The organism is Pseudomonas sp. MIS38, assembly GCF_019891575.1.
In the GTDB taxonomy this organism is placed as follows: Bacteria; Pseudomonadota; Gammaproteobacteria; order Pseudomonadales; family Pseudomonadaceae; genus Aquipseudomonas; species Aquipseudomonas putida_A.
In genome coordinates, this window is sequence record NZ_JAFLXF010000017.1 from 22969 (window position 1) to 39848 (window position 16880).

Annotated in this window: 14 protein-coding genes; 6 read left to right on the forward strand and 8 right to left on the reverse strand. The window is 52.2% G+C overall.

The annotated features are described in order from the left end of the window. Window positions 1–146: 146 nt before the first annotated feature. The 8 genes from J1G18_RS19005 to J1G18_RS19040 all read right to left on the reverse strand — a co-directional run bounded on the left by J1G18_RS19005 (window position 147) and on the right by J1G18_RS19040 (window position 9566). The gene (locus J1G18_RS19005) at window positions 147–860 is read right to left on the reverse strand and encodes an HNH endonuclease signature motif containing protein (protein WP_223008269.1); all 714 of its coding nucleotides are present in this window, start codon (window positions 858–860) and stop codon (window positions 147–149) included. A gap of 113 nt (window positions 861–973) precedes the next feature. Further along, the gene (locus J1G18_RS19010; RefSeq protein ID WP_223008270.1) at window positions 974–1507 is read right to left on the reverse strand and encodes a Bro-N domain-containing protein; all 534 of its coding nucleotides are present in this window, start codon (window positions 1505–1507) and stop codon (window positions 974–976) included. A gap of 864 nt (window positions 1508–2371) precedes the next feature. Continuing rightward, window positions 2372–3337 carry a hypothetical protein gene (locus tag J1G18_RS19015; protein ID WP_223008271.1) on the reverse strand — a complete coding sequence of 322 codons (966 nt, stop codon included), beginning with the start codon at window positions 3335–3337 and terminating at the stop codon, window positions 2372–2374. Continuing rightward, window positions 3330–5162 (reverse strand): hypothetical protein, encoded by a 1833-nt coding sequence (locus J1G18_RS19020; protein WP_223008272.1) that lies wholly within the window; start codon window positions 5160–5162, stop codon window positions 3330–3332. The genes J1G18_RS19015 and J1G18_RS19020 overlap by 8 nt, the downstream gene beginning before the upstream one ends. Then, window positions 5152–6246 (reverse strand): hypothetical protein, encoded by a 1095-nt coding sequence (locus tag J1G18_RS19025; RefSeq protein ID WP_223008273.1) that lies wholly within the window; start codon window positions 6244–6246, stop codon window positions 5152–5154. The genes J1G18_RS19020 and J1G18_RS19025 overlap by 11 nt, the downstream gene beginning before the upstream one ends. Further along, window positions 6243–7301 (reverse strand): DNA cytosine methyltransferase, encoded by a 1059-nt coding sequence (locus J1G18_RS19030; RefSeq protein WP_316851789.1) that lies wholly within the window; start codon window positions 7299–7301, stop codon window positions 6243–6245. The genes J1G18_RS19025 and J1G18_RS19030 overlap by 4 nt, the downstream gene beginning before the upstream one ends. Window positions 7302–7489: 188 nt before the next feature. Then, window positions 7490–8740, reverse strand: a complete 1251-nt coding sequence (locus J1G18_RS19035) for a ribonucleotide-diphosphate reductase subunit beta (RefSeq protein ID WP_003227292.1) — start codon at window positions 8738–8740, stop codon at window positions 7490–7492. A gap of 565 nt (window positions 8741–9305) precedes the next feature. After that, window positions 9306–9566 carry a DUF2790 domain-containing protein gene (locus tag J1G18_RS19040; protein WP_223008275.1) on the reverse strand — a complete coding sequence of 87 codons (261 nt, stop codon included), beginning with the start codon at window positions 9564–9566 and terminating at the stop codon, window positions 9306–9308. A gap of 475 nt (window positions 9567–10041) precedes the next feature. Between J1G18_RS19040 and acs the strand changes: the two genes are divergently transcribed. The 6 genes from acs to J1G18_RS19070 all read left to right on the forward strand — a co-directional run bounded on the left by acs (window position 10042) and on the right by J1G18_RS19070 (window position 16862). Continuing rightward, window positions 10042–11997: an acetate--CoA ligase gene (gene acs, locus J1G18_RS19045; protein ID WP_047599664.1), complete on the forward strand. Its 1956-nt coding sequence runs from the start codon at window positions 10042–10044 to the stop codon at window positions 11995–11997. Window positions 11998–12706: 709 nt separating this feature from the next. After that, entirely contained in the window at window positions 12707–13480 is a 774-nt protein-coding gene (locus J1G18_RS19050; RefSeq protein WP_027612633.1) for an ABC transporter substrate-binding protein, read from the forward strand. A 91-nt stretch (window positions 13481–13571) separates the two neighbouring features. After that, window positions 13572–14261 (forward strand): ABC transporter permease, encoded by a 690-nt coding sequence (locus J1G18_RS19055; protein ID WP_003227287.1) that lies wholly within the window; start codon window positions 13572–13574, stop codon window positions 14259–14261. After that, window positions 14258–14956 (forward strand): ABC transporter permease, encoded by a 699-nt coding sequence (locus J1G18_RS19060; RefSeq protein ID WP_003227285.1) that lies wholly within the window; start codon window positions 14258–14260, stop codon window positions 14954–14956. The genes J1G18_RS19055 and J1G18_RS19060 overlap by 4 nt, the downstream gene beginning before the upstream one ends. A 1-nt stretch (window position 14957) precedes the next feature. Next, window positions 14958–16070: a M14 family metallopeptidase gene (locus J1G18_RS19065; protein WP_223008276.1), complete on the forward strand. Its 1113-nt coding sequence runs from the start codon at window positions 14958–14960 to the stop codon at window positions 16068–16070. A 27-nt stretch (window positions 16071–16097) separates the two neighbouring features. After that, window positions 16098–16862 carry an ABC transporter ATP-binding protein gene (locus J1G18_RS19070; RefSeq protein WP_003227281.1) on the forward strand — a complete coding sequence of 255 codons (765 nt, stop codon included), beginning with the start codon at window positions 16098–16100 and terminating at the stop codon, window positions 16860–16862. The last annotated feature ends 18 nt before the right edge of the window (window positions 16863–16880 follow it).

Here is a 16880-nt window from a genome sequence, read left to right on the forward strand (position 1 = left end):
CTGGCGATTCCAGGCATCAACCAGATTTCAATCCTCACCCCCGCCACTGCGGGCAGCACATCAACCCTGTGGTGAGGGAGCTTGCTCCCGCTGGGCTGCGAAGCAGCCCCAAGATCAGCCAATACGGTTATTCAGATAAACCGCGATTATTCCTTTTCGAGTCTTCCAACGTTGTCATACAGCCAAGCAGTGAAAGCCTCTCTGTCGTCCGAATGGTGGCAACGTTGGTGACAGTTGGGACACAACGCCACAACATTAGTCTCAAGGTCCGAACCCTTTTGCGACATGTGCTTGACGTGATGTACTTCTAAAAACGGTTTCCCATCCTTTTCAAATGGCGCTGCTTTGCCACAACCTTCGCACTTTCCATTGGCTTGCTGACGAACCCAGCCCCTCAATTCAGGATCGCGAAAGTAAACCTTTCTAGTGGAAGTCGTTTGGATTGGTGTTTTTATCCCTTTGGGAACGTAATCAAATTGCTTTCGCTCAAATTTAGCCGCGCGTTGCTCGAGCAATGCTTCGTCCGCCGTTGGATCAGAATCTTCAAGTGTCAGAACAGTAGAAGCATCAAGTGCCTTACGGATGCTGCGCGCTACATTTGCGCCAACATTCTTGGCAGGTTTGTAGCCTTCAATACGCGTTCGACCCATTTCTACCAGCACGGTAGAGATGTTCTGCATCCGAAACTCGACTGAGCCTTTAGTCCGACCGGCTAAGGGACCGTCACGTAAGATCCGATTTTCCTCAGTCTTGACGAATTTCTGGCCGCTCTGCTCGCGTGCCAGCATTTTGAGATAGGCGTCGACCGCCGCCTGAATCTCTACGTCACTCCAATCGTTATTACTTTTTTCCGTGTCCATACAATCGCCGAGGGTTGAAAACCCTCGGACGATACTGAGTGGCCATCACTGCTGTCTACGAAAATTCCTACAGAAAATAGCGACGGATCCCGCGCGATCCTACAAGCCCATGCCTAGCCCATCGAGTGCTTCGAGGACTGAAACACCTGTGTAACTCTTCGCCACCAGGGTTTCTCTAAAGATGCTCGTCGTGGATTTTGATCGTTCAACAGGTAAGGCATATCTCGAAGCCGAATCCAGCCCTCATCCTGCCAATGTAGCAAACTCAATGACATCTCCGGCCAATCCAATAAGCTCAACATTGGCCGATTTGAATCTCCCGAATCTGCAGCATCGCGCAATGTCGGCACCACCTCATTGGTCAGCCATTCCCGCAACAACCGATTACCCGGAACGTAGTGATAGACCAACAGCGCGTACACCCCAGACTCACTGAGCATCAGATGCTGTTCTGGTTCTCGAAAGTACTCAATCCACATGACGCGGCGCTGATCGCTATCTAGCTTGTTGACCACCCGATCATTCAGATGGAAACCCATCAAGCGGCCGACATCGCGGGCGGAGAACCAAGGCTGGTTCTCTAATAGAAGGGCATGCAGAGAAAGATTGTGGCGAGAGAAGACGGTTACCGAGTATGGATCAGACATATCTATGACCTCTACGTTATGGATTTTGGGAGGGCCTGAACCCAACGTAGAGCGGACTTAAGAAGTCCCAACGAGCAGAACAGTTGCCACCGACAAATTACACGTCCGTGTCACTGACCAAGCTTTCTACGTTGGGCGTTTCTTAGGCACCTGCGATAGAGGTTAGTAGTGCTCGCAGCAGGCTTCAATGGGAAGCGACTGTAAGTGCTGTAGGAGATTGAGCGCTGTGACGTAGGCGTAAAAAGTTCTACCTACCTCCCACAAAAAAACCGATCAGATTGGGGCTTTTTGCTTGTCGACATGGCGACTCAGATCGCAATCGTTAAATTCCGCTGAGCAACATTATGTCTTATTAAAGGCTGGAACTCTGTTTGGCAAACGGGGAGGTGTAGACGAGTTGAGGATACATAGTCAACCTCCACAATTCGGAGAGTATGGAGTGGGTGTATTTAGGCATCTCCATGATCTCTACGTTTAAAATTTTGAGGGCGTGCCCCTAATGTAGGAGGATCTAAAAAGTCCCAGCGCAGGGTAATTACCTCGGTCGTTATTCGCGTTCGTGGAATTAGCCAAACTTTCTACGTTGAGTGTTTCTTAGGTGTCCGTTGTAAAGTTAAGAGTTTTTCAATGTTTAGAGAAATAGAAAAGTTTGCTTAAAGCAATGTAGGGTGGTGGCGAGTGCTATGTCAGATTTTTCTGTTTGTTAGACTGCGGGAATAGAAGGATTTGTTCGGTGTGATATGTTGATATGCAGTCTGAATTTTGGCTTCTTAGGTTATAAGTGGATGTGAGCGGCAGCCCCCGGATGGGGGGGCTGACATGCATTCGTTTGCCAAGTTAGCTGAGCTGCGATTGATAGAATTGTCACAATTTTATGATGGTAATTTCTTTTCCAGGGGATGCGTACCCCGCAATATTATATTCGGCTGGTTGAGCGTAGCATATCTGAATGTCTGGCATCTCCAGAGCGGCGAGAGCCGCCCCTACTGTAGATATTTTTGTGTTTAAAGGGCATATAACTATATTCTCATTCGGGAACTGGGTTATGTAGTTCTCTAAGGAAGATTTGGTGAAGAAAGGGTCAGTGCACGAAAATTCTAAATTTTGAGAGCTATCTACTGATCTGGAGTTTTCCAGAAAGCTATTGAGAATATTATTAGCAAAACCAATGTTTGTTAGGTGATGCTCTTCGGTTACGGAATGATCCTTGGCCCCATAGGCAATTGTCAGTCTAGATGGCTCATATCTGTTTATGACTTCCGTAGCACGCTCAGTTTCAAAACCTACCATAACTATTAAGTGAAGTTTTTTCGAAGGTAACATTGTCCCTGGAAAGCCAAGGATGGAGCGAATGTCTACAACTCCATGACTAAGCCATTTTTGGTCTTTAGGGGTGTTGAAACTGTAGTCGTCCGCACCTGTGTACAAAAGGGTTGTACCCTTTAATAGGTTTTTACTTTGGAGTAAACCCATAAAGGCAACTAGCATTTCGTGCGAGAGGGAAGTAATGTCTACTACAATTTCTTTGCCCTTTATTTCAGGTTCTTCAAGTTTTTCCTGAATCAAATCAATTGTTTCTATTAGCGATTTTGACTCTGCACCTAAAATTTCTGAATTCGGACCTGCAGAAGAAGTGAAATCCTCTCCATAATTAGTTTGAGGTGTTCCTGGTCGTGGAGGGTTAAGCAGTCCTATGGTTTTTTGTGGGGTTGATGGCTCTATATTTTGTAACGCACACAAGCTTCTCTGGTCGAATCCCAAACCTAAGAAAAGAACAAAGTCCTTATTCAGAAGCTCGCTGTTTAGCTCTGAAAGAGGGATTTTACTCATGGTCAATTTCTCCAAGTAGAGACATTTGTGGCGATTCAATCAATACCTTCTCCGGACCATATTTGCGTAACCGATTAACGAACTTGCTTGGGTTTTCGGAAACTTCAAGTAGAAAGCTGCTTTTTAGTGATAGGTAATTAGAGAAGCCCATTGGGTCTAGTCTGAAGGCCGGCGCCAATCTTCTGGATAGTACGTAAAGTTTGGTTCTACCCATTCCAGTTTTATTGCCTGTAGCATCTTCATATAGATAACCGAACTTCACACCCATTTTTAATATTTCTTCTAGATCTTTAGGAGGGTGGTCACTGATTACAAAGGAGAAGACACGGCGTTGAGATGCTCGTTCATCCATGATATGAGCTTGAAAAAGTGAACCTATGCCTTGTATCAAATTTTTTAGCTTTTCGATGTTTCCTAAGTTGCTGGAGATGTCGGGATCATTTTGTGCATCTCCTTTTATTTCGTCAAATTTTGAAATCAAAAGTTCATCGGATTGTTGCCGGATTTCATCGTCTTGAATGATTGCAGAAATAAAGCTAATCGTTTTGCCGTTGTTGGCCTTTATCTGGTCTGCGAACATTCTCGCAGCTGGCTCTAGAAAGAATCTTATTATTCCTGAGGAGATATGAACCAATTGCTCAAAGCCGGCATATTTATATCGCGCGCCTTGCTTTGAGGTTCCAGAAAGGCGCCTGATATATTCTGGTCTAGCAAATCTGTATGCGTCATCGCCAGCGCGATAACCGCCAGTAGTAGAACTAGTCCACCGCTCCTTAATTTCCTCCGAGATAGCACGTATGTCGTTTTCTTGGTCTATGTCTACAGGGAAAAAATCTGTGGGATTTACATCTCCAAATCCGAAACGCCGCAAACGTTTTTTAACTATCTGCTCTACAAGCTTAGGATAGTTTTCCTTTAGGGAGCCTGTATATACGGAAGTGAAGTTTATCTCTGAGTAGTCATGGGGTGCTTCAATCTTAATTCCTGACGATGTTGTGAATGTTTTGTATCCCATTTGAGTAGATATTTTTAAAGATACTACATCCGTGCTTCTATAAGAAACCCATGTATTTAAAACTTTTGTTTGTTGTAGTGTTAAGTTGTCAGCATCATCCAATAGAAAAAATACAGGGCAATCTGGGAGTATTTGGTTATCCCGAAGAGCCCGAATTACAGGGAGCAGTACATCCTGGAATCCGAGTAACGACCCCGAGTAAGGAAAGTAGTCTTTAGAGAATGCTCGGCGCTTTATATAGCCAACAGTTTCTGCTTGCAAAGAGTCGAATATGTCAATTATCGCAGAGAGTGATGTGTTGTTCTCCGCGATATGTTTTTTTGCGTCCCATCCAACGTACTCTAACCTCTTGTAAAGTACGGATAACGCAAAGTTGGATAGCTTTGTGTTTAATTCAGAGTTGGCGCTGAAGAATGTATGATGTGCGGAGATAGAGACGAATAGTGAGCTTAATATTTTTGTTACAAGAACATGTTCAGATAAAATAAACCCACTTGGCTCGCTTTCTATTCTTGAATATTCGGCTGAGTTTACTTCGGTTGCTTTAATTGAAAGGTACGCGCCATAGAATGGAAGATCTTGTAATGGGCAGCCTCTAGCGAGACATTGAGCTCCCGGGGTCATCATTTTTAGCATCATACTTTTTCCACTGCCCCTATGGCCGTGTAAAAATTGATGACCGCTCAATTGAAGGTTGTCATATTCTGGATATGGAACGAATAAGTCGACAAGTTCTTCCGAGCTAAGATTTTCCGGAGTCTTTACAGAGAATGGATTAACTTTTAGCTCTGAAATTATATTACTTTCCATTGCTCTCTCCTGAGATGGTTGTAATGTACTTGGCAGCATAATCGGAACCGCAATAAGCTTTAAGTTGGACTTTTAAGCTTGAATGTACGTTCTCCGGGTACCCTTCGTCCATTAATTCAGGTACAGGGATTTTTTCCAGTGTTTCGTGAGTTTTTGCGTCTACGATCTCTATACTTGCGCGTATCGACTCTACTGCGTAAGTTCCTCTGGTATGGATGTTGCAATATTTTCTTTCACGATCCATTTTCTCAAGACGATCTAAAATTTCGTCTATTAAATAAACTGAGTTGATGAAGGATCCATCTTCTTGCTTTCGATCTTCGCATCCCCAACTTTGCGATACGTCATCAGTTGTGAGTACAAACTGAATGTTAACCCTTTTATCATCGGATCCGTAAACCGAGCCAAGTATTGAGGCGGCGTATTTGTGATAAATTAAATTGTGTGCGGGTAGGTTGCCATGTTTCAGTAGATACTTAGCCGCTCTTCCGCTGTTTTCACAAATCTCATCAGCAAAACGAACAATTGCAGCCAGTAAGCGCGACCTTATTCTAATTGTTCCTACCAAATCATTGGTGTTTAATGTGCCAATAGTGTCGCGGCTACCGTTAACTTTACCGCCATGTGCCTCTGCTATACGCGCTATGATTTTTAGTTCGGAAGTATCTCCCCCTAGTAACTCGCTATGCTCACGTAAGAACTGAAAGCATTTTTTCTCATGATCGTCACGCCCGTGAATGTTACCGACATCATGAATTCGTATGGCTACTAATAATATATATAACTCGTAGGGCTGCAGGATTTTCCAATTTGCGATGTCTTCTATATTGGCATTTAATAGGTCGCCAGCATATCGAACAACTTCATCGAAATGTTCTGCATTATGGGCTGTGTAGTATCCTGGGTTTTTTGAATTTACCCCAAGGCCGGTATCAATTTGTGGGTAGATATCCACACGTAATTTATTCAAAAAGCTACAGTATTGAATGAAGTAATCATTATGCATTCTAGGAAATTTTGTAGCTTCCTTGCATTTTTCCTTAAGAATCACTTCTAAGGCCTGCATAGTGTTCAGTTCAGTCATTTTGTTGTACTCATTATCATGTCAAACACAGCTTTAGCGAGCAGTGGGGGAACTGCATTGCCTACTTGTTGCTGTTGAAATCCGATAGAACCATAAAATCTAAACGAGTCCGGGAAAGATTGTAGTCTAGCCGCTTCCCTGACAGATAGACCTCGATTTTCCCAAGGATGTATCAGCATGTTTTTTCTGAAATTACCTATTACTACAGAAGGTTCATCAGATTTCAGTCGTCTGTAAATCCCTGTGTGGCAGCGGGATGCATCTTTATAATTTTCCATTAAGTGTACGGGGATGTTTTCCCAGTTGCCGCCCTCCGGGATGTGCTCATACCGTTCAATTATATATGGTGCGTTATTTGTAACGATATTATTCCAGCAGGCTTTGCTTCTTCCGCGAATTTTTTTGGCATATGCTGTGTTGGCTTTCATTGCATATTCGGAGTGATCTCGCTTGTCTCCATTTTTTAACAGAGGTAGATCTGCAATTGCATCTTTGACTGTAATATGCTTTTTTGCGGTTTTTGGAGGGGGAGGTACATTGATTCCGTGAAGAGAGCCGATTATGAATAAACGATTTCTTTTCTGCGGCACGCCATAATCTGCGGAGTTAAGTATGAAAGTGCTTGTGGTGTATCCTATTTTGGAAAAGCCTTTCAATACCTCATCTAAAAAGTAGCCGCTTTCTGTTTCTAACAGACCCTTTACGTTTTCGAATACTATCCAGTCTGGCCTGCTTTCTTGAACCAGTCTCAAATACTCTCGAAAAAGCCAGTTGTTCGGGTTCTCAACATTTCTATTTTTTTGATTAGATGTTGAGAAGCCTTGGCATGGAGGCCCCCCGAAAAGAACTACTGGTTCTTCAGTTTTAAGAACCATGTGCTCTCTAGCGCGAATATCCTTTACATTGGCCTGCAATAGACACGTTTCAGTATGGTTTTCACGAAAGGTTTTTGCTGCATTCGGGTCAGATTCGACTGCGAATTTCACCTTTACGCCGCTCATTTCGGCGCCGACGGACATGCCACCAGCACCGCAGAACAAATCGATTCCTAGCACTTCCTGTCACTTCTCGAAAAATTGATAGGTTGCCAAAAGGCAATTAAGAAAATTCTATTTAAATTTCTAATAGCGTTATAAATCTTAAAAGTCAAGCTAGTATTTTCTTGGTTTAGACATAGAAAAAGCCCCGATTTACGGGGCTTTTCCTATGGTGCAGATCAGTAACAGGAAAAATTCCAGCGGAATCAATCCCAGCTCAACGCCCCACCAGTCTGATACTCAATAACTCTCGTCTCAAAGAAATTCTTCTCTTTCTTCAAGTCCATAATCTCGCTCATCCAAGGGAACGGGTTAGTGGTCCCTGGGTACTCTTCCTTCAAACCAATCTGCGACAAACGACGGTTAGCGATGAACTTGAGGTAGTCCTCCATCATCGCCGCGTTCATGCCCAGTACGCCGCGAGGCATGGTGTCGCGGGCGTATTCGATTTCCAGCTGCGTACCCTGCAGGATCATCTGGGTCGCTTCTTCCTTCATTTCGGCGTCCCACAGGTGTGGGTTTTCGATTTTGATCTGGTTGATCACGTCGATGCCGAAGTTCAGGTGCATGGATTCGTCGCGCAGGATGTATTGGAACTGCTCGGCGACGCCGGTCATTTTGTTGCGGCGGCCCATGGAGAGGATCTGGGTGAAGCCGCAGTAGAAGAAGATGCCTTCCAGAACGCAGTAGTAGGCGATCAGGTTGCGCAGCAGTTCTTTGTCGGTGTCCGGGGTGCCGGTTTCGAACTTCGGATCGGAGATCGAGCGGGTGTACTTCAGGCCCCAGGCTGCCTTTTTCGCGACCGATGGGATCTCGTGGTACATGTTGAAGATCTCGCCTTCATCCATGGCCAGCGATTCGATGCAGTACTGGTAGGCGTGGGTGTGGATCGCCTCTTCGAAGGCCTGGCGCAGGATGTACTGGCGGCATTCCGGGTTGGTGATCAGGCGGTACACGGCCAGGACCAGGTTGTTGGCAACCAGGGAGTCGGCGGTGGAGAAGAAGCCGAGGTTGCGCATCACGATGCGGCGCTCGTCGTCGGTCAGGCCTTCCGGGTTTTTCCAGAGGGCGATGTCGGCGGTCATGTTGACTTCTTGCGGCATCCAGTGGTTTGCGCAGCCGTCCAGGTACTTCTGCCAGGCCCAGTCGTACTTGAAGGGTACGAGTTGGTTGAGGTCGGCGCGGCAGTTGATCATGCGCTTTTCGTCAACGGCGACACGGGCGGAGGCGCCTTCGAGTTCGGCGAGGCCTTCGGCGACGTCGAGGGAATCCAGTGCGGCCTTGGCGCGGGCCACGGCGGCCGAGTCGTCGGCGGTCACGGCGCGGGCTTCCAGCGCTGCTGCACCGCCGGCGCTGTCGAGGCGGTCCATGTTGGCTTCAGTAGCGTGGCCGGCGTTGGCGCCTTTCACGGTTGCTACTTCACTGTCTTCTTTGTCGAATTCGTCCCAGCTCAGCATGACGTGTCGTCTCCTGCGTGAGGGCCTGTCGCCCCGTGTGAAACCTGATTGGTTGGTTGTTCACACGGTCGTACAGACCGCGTTGGATCTTAAGGAATCGTTTTTTGCGGCAGCCAAGGCAGGCAATAAAACAGAATTTTGTACGGGTTTCCGAGAGCCTCTGACGGGCGCAGATCAGCGTTGACGCTGCTGCGGGGCTTCAGAATGGCTTTTGCTCCCTGTAAGGGAATATTGCTGACCCGATTAGGGCGGCATTATAGGGAAAAAAACACGGGCGTGGGGGAGGGCGAAACACCGCAGGGCGTTCGATTGGCCGGGTGATTTCGATCGGAGCGAGGGTTTACAGGGCTTTCGCTGGGATTGGCCGGCGAGAATTTTTTTTCATTAATTTTTTTGCGAGGCTTCGGTTGCTCAAGAAATGAGCAAAAAACCGGGTTTTTCACTATATCTTGTGTTTTGCAACCCTTTTGAGCGACTCCAGACACAACTGAGCCCGACCGAAGCCGGGCTGGAATCGACCCTCAAATGAGGCGCTGAGCGGTCTGATTCGGTGCAGTCTCAATCATCAATTGGTGCAGCCGTTGCCCATGACGCTGTAACGCAGGATGTGGCGCTGACCCTTGGAGTCGTCGTACTCCATTTTGGCCGGTACCACTTCGCAGACATTCGGAACTTCGCTCATCGATACAATTTTGGCGATGTCCAGGTGAGTGGAGTAAGTGTATTCCTCGATCACCGGTTGTTGCTGTGCGACATCAGTCGGGACCTCGTCTGCCATGGCGGTTGCGCACAGACTGCTGAGGGCCAGAACCAATAAAGCTTTCATTTCAGATTTACCTTTTTGAGGTCGAGTGGGGTCACGCAACCTTTTTAGGGTTGCGTGTGGAACTTCATCATTTGCAGTTATTACTTGAGAGCTGGATTAACGGCCTTCGTGGGGGCTGTAACGTTGTTAATCGCGTTTGCCTTGTCGGCGAGGTGGATTTTAGGGAGGAGGGGTGGGGGTAAACAGGTGGGGTTTTGATAAACACTTTTGGCAGATTTGGTAACAATCGGTCGAAATTGCCTGGGGCCAGGTTTGCCGGTGATGTGTTTTGCCTGAATAACCGAGTCGCCTGAATCGCTGGCAAGCCAGCTCCCACAGGGGTTGAGGGGTATTGGAACAAGCAGCGCTGGGCTTGCGTCAGGGGTAACTGGATGTTTTGTAGGGGCTTGTTACTACCATCGTCGAATGGTTCTATGGGCCCGGCCCGGCTACAACGGGGTCATACAAAAACAACTATTCCACCGAGGTAAGAAAGATGAGTGCGGCTTCTCTGTATCCCGTTCGTCCCGAGGTTCTGGCCAATACGCTGACTGACGAGGCGACCTACAAAGCCATGTACCAGCAGTCGGTCGTCAACCCTGACGGTTTCTGGCGCGAGCAAGCCAAGCGCCTCGACTGGATCAAGCCTTTCACCACGGTGAAGCAGACTTCCTTCGACGATCACCATGTCGACATCAAATGGTTCGCCGACGGCACCCTGAACGTTTCCTACAACTGCCTCGACCGGCATCTGGCCGAGCGCGGCGATCAGATCGCAATCATCTGGGAAGGCGACGATCCTTCCGAAAGCCGCAACATCACTTACCGCGAACTGCACGAACAAGTGTGCAAACTGGCCAACGCCCTGCGTGGTCAGGACGTGCACCGCGGCGACGTGGTGACTATTTATATGCCGATGATCCCCGAAGCCGTGGTCGCCATGCTGGCCTGTACCCGGATCGGCGCGATTCACTCGGTGGTGTTCGGTGGTTTCTCGCCGGAAGCCCTGGCGGGGCGGATCATCGACTGCAAATCGAAAGTGGTGATCACCGCTGACGAAGGCATCCGTGCCGGCAAGAAGATCTCGCTGAAGGCCAACGTCGACGACGCGCTGACCAACCCGGAAACCAGCAGCATCCAGAAAGTCATCGTGTGCAAGCGTACCGGTGGCGACATCAAGTGGAACCAGCATCGCGACATCTGGTACGAAGACCTGATGAAAGTGGCGGGCACCGTCTGCGCGCCAAAAGAGATGGGCGCCGAAGAAGCGCTGTTCATCCTTTATACCTCCGGCTCGACCGGCAAGCCGAAGGGCGTGCAGCACACCACCGGCGGTTATCTGCTGTATGCGGCGATGACCCACGAGCGCGTCTTCGACTACCGTCCGGGCGAAATCTACTGGTGCACCGCCGACGTCGGCTGGGTCACCGGCCACAGCTACATCGTCTACGGCCCGCTGGCCAATGGCGCGACCACGCTGCTGTTCGAAGGCGTGCCGAACTACCCGGACATCACCCGGGTGGCGAAGATCGTCGACAAGCACAAGGTCAACATCCTCTACACCGCGCCGACCGCGATCCGCGCGATGATGGCGTCCGGCACCGCTGCCGTTGAGGGCGCGGATGGCAGCAGCCTGCGTCTGCTCGGTTCGGTGGGCGAGCCGATCAACCCGGAAGCCTGGGACTGGTACTACAAGAATGTCGGCAAGTCCCGTTGCCCGATCGTCGATACCTGGTGGCAGACCGAAACCGGCGGCAACATGATGAGCCCGCTGCCGGGGGCGCATGCGCTGAAGCCGGGTTCGGCGGCACGTCCGTTCTTCGGTGTGGTGCCGGCGCTGGTCGACAACCTCGGCAACATCATCGAGGGCGAGGCCGAGGGCAATCTGGTGATTCTCGATTCGTGGCCGGGTCAGGCGCGCACGTTGTATGGCGATCACGACCGCTTCGTCGACACCTACTTCAAGACCTTCCGGGGCATGTACTTCACCGGTGACGGTGCGCGGCGTGATGCCGATGGTTACTACTGGATCACCGGGCGTGTCGACGACGTGCTCAACGTCTCCGGCCACCGCATGGGCACCGCCGAGATCGAAAGCGCGATGGTCGCCCACCCGAAAGTCGCCGAAGCGGCTGTGGTTGGTGTGCCGCACGACATCAAGGGGCAGGGCATTTATGTCTACGTCACCCTGAAAAATGGCGAAGAGCCGAGCGAGCAACTGCGTCTGGAACTTAAGAACTGGGTGCGCAAAGAGATCGGCCCGATTGCTTCGCCGGACGTGATCCAGTGGGCGCCGGGGCTGCCGAAGACCCGTTCGGGCAAGATCATGCGGCGGATTCTGCGCAAGATTGCTACGGCTGAGTACGATGGGTTGGGGGATATCTCGACCCTGGCGGATCCGGGTGTGGTGCAGCATTTGATTGATACGCACAAGACGATGAATGTGGCTTAAGTCTGTCTGATGCATTGAAAAGCCCTGTCCGGTGTTTGCCGGGTGGGGCTTTTTTGTGTCTGGAGGTTTTGGGGTGGTTTTGCTGGCCTCATCGCGAGCAGGCTCACTCCTACAGTTGATTGGAGCGCGATCACTGTAGGAGTGAGCCTGCTCGCGATAGCCATCTGTCAGACACCGGTGTACTTCGCTGTCGGAATGAAAACCCACCCAACCAATAATTATCGATTTCCCGCGTAAGCCCCTTCCCGCTGTTACCCATGCCTACCCGAGTAACCAAATGTGTAACCGCCCGCCCCGCCGCGGGGCGAAGGGAAACGCAATGCCCCGTTTTAGAGCCTTAAACCCCCCGGTGAAAAATAAGACACAACGCTGCGCTTGCCGGATTAGAAGGGTTTGCGAATAATAGGCCCGCAATTTGCAGCATAGATCGGTTCACTGTCTTTCGCTCTTGCATGAATTTGCAAGGCTGTCAATGCGCTCAAGCGGGTTTCTCTGTGCATCTGTAATTAGTTGTCGCATTGAAGAAATATCGGCTTCGGGCCTGTCGTTAGAATGCCGATCACTCGCTCATCGTGGCTGACGTTGAAACCTCCGAGGGTTTCAATGGGAAATTTCCCACCGATGCTGCGCCGCTTTCCCGATTCACCCATTCGCATATTGGGCTGTCGCTCACTCTGCCGTTTTTGCCCTTTACCGATGGAGTCCCAAGATGAAGAAACTTGTGCTGCTTGGCGCCCTGGCACTGTCCGTGCTGTCGCTGAATTCCTTCGCTGATGAAAAACCTCTGAAGATCGGTATCGAAGCGGCGTACCCTCCGTTCGCTTCGAAAGCGCCGGATGGCAGCATCGTTGGTTTCGACTACGACATCGGCAATGCCCTGTGTGAAGAAATGAAGGTCAAGTGCCAGTGGGTCGAGCAAGAGTTCGACGGTCTGATCCCGGCACTGAAAGTGCGCAAGATCGACGCGATCCTGTCGTCGATGTCGATCACTGAAGACCGCAAGAAATCCGTGGACTTCACCAACAAGTACTACAACACCCCGGCCCGTCTGGTCATGAAGCAGGGCACCGTTGTCAGCGACAACCTGTCTGAGCTCAAGGGCAAAAACATCGGTGTACAACGTGGTTCGATCCACGAGCGTTTCGCCCGCGAAGTCCTGGCCCCGCTGGGTGCCGAGATCAAGCCATACGGCTCGCAGAACGAAATCTACCTCGACGTGGCCGCTGGTCGCCTCGACGGTACCGTGGCTGACGCCACCCTGCTGCAGGACGGCTTCCTGAACACTGATTCCGGCAAAGGCTTCGCCTTCGTTGGCCCGCAGTTCACCGACGTCAAATACTTCGGCGACGGCGTAGGCATCGCGGTGCGCAAGGGTGACGCGCTGAAAGACAAGATCAACGCGGCCATCGCGGCCATCCGTGAAAACGGTAAATACAAAGCTATCCAGGACAAGTACTTCGCCTTCGATATCTACGGCAAGTAACACGTCTCTGCGACAAGTCAGAAATGGCGCAAGCAACAGGATCTCTGCGGTTTGCGCCATTTTTTCATCCCAACTTTCGAGGACCTGAATCATGTTGAAAGGCTACGGGGCTGTCATCCTCGATGGCGCATGGCTGACGCTTCAGCTCGCCTTGTCGTCCATGGCCCTGGCCATCGTTCTCGGGCTGATCGGGGTCGCGTTGCGCCTGTCGCCGATTCGCTGGCTGGCGTGGCTGGGCGATCTGTATTCCACGGTGATCCGCGGGATTCCCGACCTGGTGTTGATCCTGCTGATCTTCTACGGCGGTCAGGACTTGCTCAACCGCGTCGCGCCGATGCTCGGCTATGACGACTACATCGACCTGAACCCGCTGGCCGCCGGTATCGGCACCCTCGGTTTCATCTTCGGTGCGTACCTTTCGGAAACCTTCCGTGGCGCGTTCATGGCGATCCCCAAGGGCCAGGCCGAAGCGGGCATGGCGTACGGCATGAGCAGTTTTCAGGTGTTCTTCCGGGTGATGGTGCCGCAGATGATTCGCCTGGCGATTCCTGGCTTCACCAACAACTGGCTGGTGCTGACCAAGGCCACCGCGCTGATTTCGGTGGTCGGTCTGCAAGACATGATGTTCAAGGCCAAGCAGGCGGCGGATGCCACCCGCGAGCCTTTCACCTTCTTCCTCGCAGTGGCGGCGATGTACCTGGTGATCACCAGTGTCTCGTTGCTGGCGCTGCGTCACCTTGAGAAGCGCTACTCGGTAGGCGTAAGGGCGGCTGATCTATGATCTTCGACTACAACGTCATTTGGGAGGCCATGCCGCTGTACCTCGGCGGCCTGCTGACCACCCTCAAACTGCTCGCGCTGTCGCTGTTGTTCGGTCTGTTGGCGGCACTGCCGCTGGGCCTGATGCGCGTCTCCAAGAACCCGATCGTCAACGGCGCCGCGTGGCTCTACACCTACGTGATCCGCGGCACGCCGATGCTGGTGCAGCTGTTCCTGATCTACTACGGTCTGGCGCAGTTCGAAGCAGTACGTGAAAGCTTCTTGTGGCCGTGGCTGTCCAGCGCGACGTTCTGTGCGTGCCTGGCGTTCGCGATCAACACCAGCGCCTACACCGCCGAGATCATTGCCGGCAGCCTCAAGGCCACGCCGAACGGCGAGATCGAAGCCGCCAAGGCCATGGGCATGTCGCGCTTCAAACTGTACAAGCGCATCCTGTTGCCATCGGCCCTGCGCCGGGCGCTGCCGCAGTACAGCAACGAAGTGATCATGATGCTGCAGACCACCAGTCTGGCGTCCATCGTGACCCTGATCGACATCACCGGCGCGGCCCGTACCGTCAACGCGCAGTACTACCTGCCGTTCGAGGCGTACATCACCGCCGGCGTGTTCTACCTGTGCCTGACCTTCATTCTGGTGAAGCTGTTCAAGCTGGCCGAGCGCCGCTGGTTGAGCTACCTGGCCCCGCGGAAGCACTGATATGGAACGCATCGACCACGTATTGCCGTGGAGCCACCTGGGCAGCGAGCGCAAGATCTCGGTCTTCCGCTTCGGCAGCGGCGAGCGCAAGGCTTACATCCAGGCCAGCCTGCACGCCGACGAACTGCCGGGCATGCGCACCGCCTGGGAGCTGAAAAAGCGCCTCGGCGAACTCGAAGCCCAAGGCCTGCTCAACGGCGTGATCGAGCTGGTGCCGGTCGCCAACCCGCTGGGCCTCGGCCAATTGCTGCAAGGCAATCATCAGGGGCGTTTCGAGGCGGGCAGCGGCAAGAATTTCAACCGCGATTTCGTCGAGCTGAGCGCGCCGGTGGCGGCGACGCTGGCCGAGCGTCTTGGTGACGATCCGCACGCCAACATTCGCCTGATCCGTCAGGCCATGGCGGATCATCTGGCGGCATTGCCCGAGGCGAGCAGCCAGTTGCAAGGCATGCAGCGCGTTTTGCTCAGCCACGCCTGCACTGCCGATGTGGTGCTTGACTTGCACTGCGACGCCGAAGCCGCGCTGCACATGTATGCACTGCCGCAGCACTGGCCGCAGTGGCGCTCCCTGGCCGCACATCTGAATGTGAAGGTCGGTTTGCTGGCGGAAGATTCCGGCGGCAGCTCCTTCGATGAAGCGTGCTCGTTGCCATGGTTGCGTCTGTCGCGGCAGTTTCCGGACGCGCAGATCCCACTGGCGTGCCTGGCGACCACCGTCGAGCTCGGCGGTCAGGCCAATACCGACCGCGTTGATGCGCAAGCCTGGGCTGAAGGCATTCTGGCGTTCCTCGCCGAGCAGGGCCTGATCACTGGCGAATGGCCGAAGCCGGCCAACGAAGCGTGCGAAGGCATGCCGTTCGAAGGCACTGAATTACTGTTGGCGCCGCACCCGGGTGTGGTGAGTTTTCTGCGTAAACCCGGCGAGTGGGTTGAAGCCGGGGATGAGATTTTCGAAGTGATCGACCCTGTGTCCGATCGGGTCAGCACGGTGTGTGCTGGTACGTCCGGGGTGCTGTTTGCCATTGAACGGCTGCGCTATGCCCAACCCGGTTTCTGGCTGGCCAAGGTGGCGGGGCGCGAAGCGCTGCGTCACGGGCGCTTGCTCAACGACTGACTGACTGTTTTTGTGAGAACCGACCGCATGTACAAACTTGAAGTCCAAGACCTGCATAAACGCTATGGCAGTCACGAAGTGCTCAAGGGCGTGTCCCTGAAAGCGGCAGCCGGCGATGTGATCAGCATCATCGGCTCCAGTGGCTCCGGCAAAAGTACTTTCCTGCGCTGCATCAACCTGCTTGAGCAGCCGCACGCGGGCAAGATCCTGCTCAACAACGAAGAGCTGAAACTGGTGGCGAACAAGGACGGCGCGCTGAAAGCCGCTGATCCGAAACAGCTGCAGCGCATGCGTTCGCGCCTGTCGATGGTGTTCCAGCATTTCAATCTGTGGTCGCACATGACCGCGTTGGAAAACATCATGGAAGCGCCGGTTCACGTACTGGGCGTGTCCAAGGCTGAAGCGCGCGAGAAGGCCGAGCATTACCTGAACAAGGTTGGCGTGGCCCATCGCAAAGACGCGTTCCCGGGTCACATGTCCGGTGGCGAGCAGCAGCGTGTGGCAATTGCCCGTGCGCTGGCGATGGAGCCGGAAGTGATGCTGTTCGACGAACCGACTTCGGCGCTTGACCCGGAGCTGGTCGGTGACGTGCTGAAAGTCATGCAGGCCCTCGCTCAGGAAGGCCGCACCATGGTCGTGGTCACGCACGAAATGGGCTTCGCCCGTGAAGTGTCGAACCAGTTGGTGTTCCTGCACAAAGGTGTCGTGGAAGAGAGCGGCAACCCGCGCGAAGTGCTGGTCAATCCGCAATCGGAGCGTTTGCAACAGTTCCTCTCAGGTAGCCTCAAGTAATCGCTGCCGTTATGCACC

Excerpts from the sequence above, each read along its gene's own strand:
- J1G18_RS19005 (WP_223008269.1), bottom strand. The coding sequence starts at position 860 with ATGGACACGGAAAAAAGTAATAACGATTGGAGTGACGTAGAGATTCAG.
- J1G18_RS19010 (WP_223008270.1), bottom strand. The coding sequence starts at position 1,507 with ATGTCTGATCCATACTCGGTAACCGTCTTCTCTCGCCACAATCTTTCT.
- J1G18_RS19015 (WP_223008271.1), bottom strand. The coding sequence starts at position 3,337 with ATGAGTAAAATCCCTCTTTCAGAGCTAAACAGCGAGCTTCTGAATAAG.
- J1G18_RS19020 (WP_223008272.1), bottom strand. The coding sequence starts at position 5,162 with ATGGAAAGTAATATAATTTCAGAGCTAAAAGTTAATCCATTCTCTGTA.
- J1G18_RS19025 (WP_223008273.1), bottom strand. The coding sequence starts at position 6,246 with ATGACTGAACTGAACACTATGCAGGCCTTAGAAGTGATTCTTAAGGAA.
- J1G18_RS19035 (WP_003227292.1), bottom strand. The coding sequence starts at position 8,740 with ATGCTGAGCTGGGACGAATTCGACAAAGAAGACAGTGAAGTAGCAACC.
- J1G18_RS19040 (WP_223008275.1), bottom strand. The coding sequence starts at position 9,566 with ATGAAAGCTTTATTGGTTCTGGCCCTCAGCAGTCTGTGCGCAACCGCC.
- acs (WP_047599664.1), top strand. The coding sequence starts at position 10,042 with ATGAGTGCGGCTTCTCTGTATCCCGTTCGTCCCGAGGTTCTGGCCAAT.
- J1G18_RS19050 (WP_027612633.1), top strand. The coding sequence starts at position 12,707 with ATGAAGAAACTTGTGCTGCTTGGCGCCCTGGCACTGTCCGTGCTGTCG.
- J1G18_RS19055 (WP_003227287.1), top strand. The coding sequence starts at position 13,572 with ATGTTGAAAGGCTACGGGGCTGTCATCCTCGATGGCGCATGGCTGACG.
- J1G18_RS19060 (WP_003227285.1), top strand. The coding sequence starts at position 14,258 with ATGATCTTCGACTACAACGTCATTTGGGAGGCCATGCCGCTGTACCTC.
- J1G18_RS19065 (WP_223008276.1), top strand. The coding sequence starts at position 14,958 with ATGGAACGCATCGACCACGTATTGCCGTGGAGCCACCTGGGCAGCGAG.
- J1G18_RS19070 (WP_003227281.1), top strand. The coding sequence starts at position 16,098 with ATGTACAAACTTGAAGTCCAAGACCTGCATAAACGCTATGGCAGTCAC.